Here is a 3,314-nt window from a genome sequence, read left to right on the forward strand (position 1 = left end):
GCTGCTGGTCATGAAGCTGCCCGAACTCGACGCGGGGCCGGGCATCGACGCGCTGCGGCTGGCGGCGGTGCGCACCGAACCGCTGCGCGTCCGCGACGCGGCCGGGCATCTGGATGCAAGCATCCGCGCCGGGCAGACGGGCGCACAGGCCGCGCTGGAGGACCTCGTGGCGCGGCTGGGCGCGCGGCTGGGCGGCACCGCAGCCAGCCGCCTGCACCCCGCCGACACCCATATCCCGGAAAAGACCGCCACGGTGCATGCCGCGGGCTGGTCCGCCCCCGCGGGTCCATGGCCCCCTGCCCCCACGCCGCGCCCGCTGCTGCTGTGGCGCCCCGAACCGGTGACGGCCGTGGCGACCAGCCCCGATCCCGGGCCGGACGGCGATACGCCCTGCGACATCACCGGAACCGCGGCCGGGCCGGACGCGCCGCCGCCTTATGTCCCACCGCCGGGCCTGCGCACGCCGCCTCCGGTCCGTTTCCGCTGGCGACGCGGGCACCATGCCTGCGCGGCGGCGACCGGGCCTGAACGCATCGCGCCGGAATGGTGGCTGGACGACCCGGACTGGCGCAGCGGCACCCGCGACTACTGGCAGATCACCACCACGGGCGGCGCGCGGCTCTGGCTGTTCCATGCCCACGGCGGCACGATGCCGGGCGGCTGGTTCTGCCAGGGCGCCTTTGCCTGACCGAAGGCAGGACCGCACCCATCTTCTGTCCAGAAATATCCAGACACCGCCCCGTGCCGCGTATCCCTGCAATGGCGATGCCGGGACACACCCCAACATGCGCCGACATCTCCTCCGCCGCAGCCGCCCGTACCACGGGACCGACCGACGCGCGCAGCGCGCCGAAGACGGGCGGGAGCCCACCTTGCACGGTCCCGCCACGGCACGGACACGTCACCGCACAGGGCCCTTGATTTCGGATCGGCAGCGCGCCACCCTTTCGACATGACAGCGCAACCGCCCGTGCCCCTGCCCACCGCCCATGGCGTGCCCGAACAGGTCGCATTCGACCGAACCGAACTGTCCGCGATCCTCACGCTCTATGGCCGGATGGTCGCGGCGGGAGAATGGCGCGATTACGGCATTTCCTGCCTGCGCGATCGGGCGGTGTTCTCGATCTTCCGGCGCACGGCGGAAAACCCGCTCTACCGCGTGGAAAAGCATCCTCGCCTGCGCAACCGGCAGGGCATGTATGCCGTGATCGGCATGGACGGACAGATCCTGCGCCGCGGCCACGATCTGCGCACGGTCCTTCGGGTGCTGGAACGCAAGCTGATCCGGCCCGTGTGACGCGATCGCGGATCAGACCGCCAGCCGCCGCCGCCCCGTGACATTGCCGCCACCCTGCCCGGCGATCCGACGCACCGCATCCTCGGCGCCTTCATAGACCACGGACATGTGATGGGCGTTCGCATGGATCAGCCGCCGGTCGTCCAGCGCCAGCGCCACATGCCCCTTCCAGAACAGCAGATCGCCGCGCGCGAGCGGCGCATCGGGCGCGACCGCGTCCCCCGCGGACCGGGCCTGGTCGGCGCTGTCGCCGGGACAGGGCAGACCGCAGGCGTGGCACGCCGCCTGCACCAGGCCGGAACAGTCGATCCCCAAACGGCTGTTGCCGCCCCAAAGGTAGGGCGTTCCAAGAAACAGCTCCGCCACCGCCGCCGGATCGGCGAACCGCCGCCGCAGCGGGGCCACATGCGCAAGCGGCACGAAATATCCGGCCTGCGTGCGTCCGAAGGCCCCGGCCTCGCCCACGATGGCCAGTTCCGCCCCCAGCGACAGGCTGGCCAGATCCGGCGACTTGATGTCCGGCGCCGCGTAGAGATGCGTCGCCAGCGCCGTGACATGATGCGTCGCGGGCACCACATGGGCGCCCAGGTCGTCGGCCTGCATCGTGCCGGTATAGCCGTCGCGCCGCGCCCGGACCTCCACCCAGCCGTCCGACGCGCCGGTCACATCGACGACCGCGCCGTACAGCACCTGGCGCTTCCGCACGCCGTCGGGCCGGTCGAGGATATCTGCGACCGGCACCACAACCTGGGCCGGGCCGTCGGTGATACCGTCTGTACCTGTCATCCGTGTCATCGCGCCCAGCCCCGTTCCCCCGCGCCTGTCCGGGGTGAAAGCCTGCCTATCTCATGCGCCGGGAAGGTCAAGCAGCCCGGGCAGCGCGCGCAGGATCGCGCGCATCCCCTGCCCCACCCCGCCTTTGGGCCGCGCGGGCGCGGGACTCGGCTGCCAGCCGTAGATGTCGAAATGGGCATAGCGCGGCGTCGCGGTCACGAACCGGTTCAGGAAAAGCGCCGCCGTGATCGCGCCCGCGAACCCGCCGCCCGGCGCGTTGTCCAGATCGGCGATCCCCGGCTCGATCATAGGCTCGTAGGGCGCGTGCAGGGGCAACCGCCAGACAGGGTCGAACGCACCCGGCGCCGCCGCGGCCAGCGCCTGCGCCAGCCCGTCGTCATGGGTGAAGAACGGCGCGATGTCCGGCCCGACCGCGACACGCGCCGCCCCGGTCAGGGTCGCCATTGACACAAGCAGGTCCGGCGGGGTTTCATCCGCCAGCGCGAGCGCATCGGCCAGCACCAGCCGCCCCTCGGCATCGGTGTTGTTGATCTCGACGCTCAGCCCCTTGCGGGATCGCAGGATGTCGCCGGGCCGGAAGGACGCGCCGCCCACCGCGTTCTCCACCGCCGGGATCAGCACGCGAAGCCGCAGGGGCAGCGCCAGCGCCATGATCGTCTGCGCCAGACCCAGCACCGCCGCAGCACCGCCCATGTCCTTCTTCATGAGACCCATGGACGATCCGGGCTTCAGGTTGAGCCCGCCCGTGTCGAAACACACGCCCTTGCCCACCAGTGTCAGCGCCGGACCACGGTCGCCCCATGTCATGTCCAGCAGGCGCGGCGCACGCGGCGCGGCGCGGCCGACCGTGTGGATCATGGGGAAACCCGCAGCCAGAAGGTCGTCGCCACGCGTCGCGGTGACGGTGGCCCCGTGCCGGGCAGCACAGCCGCGCATCGCCTGTTCCAGCTCGTCCGGCCCCATGTCGTTGGCGGGCGTGTTGATGAGATCGCGCGTCAGTGCCTCGCCCGCCGCGATCGCTTCCAGCCGCCGCGGGTCCACGCCCTCCGGCGCGACCAGCCGGGGCAGCGTCGGCGCGCTGCCCGCATAGCGCGTGAACCCGTACCCGGCCAGCAGCCAGCCCAGCGCCTGTTCCGCCGCCATGTCCGCGTCGCGCAGCCCCGCCAGTTTCCAGTCGCCCGCGGGAAGCTGCGGCACGGCGGCGGCCACGGCGAAGCGCGCG

3 protein-coding genes and 1 pseudogene are annotated in these 3,314 nt (G+C 72.2%); 2 read left to right on the forward strand and 2 right to left on the reverse strand.

Features of this window, described 5'->3' with window-relative positions:
• Together DDE13_RS22095 and DDE13_RS22100 are read left to right on the forward strand one after the other, a co-directional pair.
• Positions 1–688: pseudogene (locus tag DDE13_RS22095) on the forward strand (hypothetical protein); the annotation flags it as partial.
• A gap of 264 nt (positions 689–952) precedes the next feature.
• Positions 953–1,297 (forward strand): DUF2794 domain-containing protein, encoded by a 345-nt coding sequence (locus DDE13_RS22100; RefSeq protein WP_111406355.1) that lies wholly within the window; start codon positions 953–955, stop codon positions 1,295–1,297.
• A gap of 12 nt (positions 1,298–1,309) precedes the next feature.
• Here the strand turns inward: DDE13_RS22100 and DDE13_RS22105 are convergent, their stop codons facing one another.
• Together DDE13_RS22105 and DDE13_RS22110 are read right to left on the reverse strand one after the other, a co-directional pair.
• Positions 1,310–2,083: a C40 family peptidase gene (locus DDE13_RS22105; protein WP_111406356.1), complete on the reverse strand. Its 774-nt coding sequence runs from the start codon at positions 2,081–2,083 to the stop codon at positions 1,310–1,312.
• A 60-nt stretch (positions 2,084–2,143) separates the two neighbouring features.
• The coding region (locus DDE13_RS22110; protein ID WP_111406357.1) for a leucyl aminopeptidase family protein at positions 2,144–3,314 on the reverse strand (1,171 nt) is incomplete at its 5' end.

Origin of the sequence: Meridianimarinicoccus zhengii (assembly GCF_003254465.1) — a bacterium.
GTDB classification, from domain to species: Bacteria; Pseudomonadota; Alphaproteobacteria; order Rhodobacterales; family Rhodobacteraceae; genus Meridianimarinicoccus; species Meridianimarinicoccus zhengii.

Excerpts from the sequence above, each read along its gene's own strand:
- DDE13_RS22105 (WP_111406356.1), bottom strand. The coding sequence starts at position 2,083 with ATGACAGGTACAGACGGTATCACCGACGGCCCGGCCCAGGTTGTGGTG.
- DDE13_RS22100 (WP_111406355.1), top strand. The coding sequence starts at position 953 with ATGACAGCGCAACCGCCCGTGCCCCTGCCCACCGCCCATGGCGTGCCC.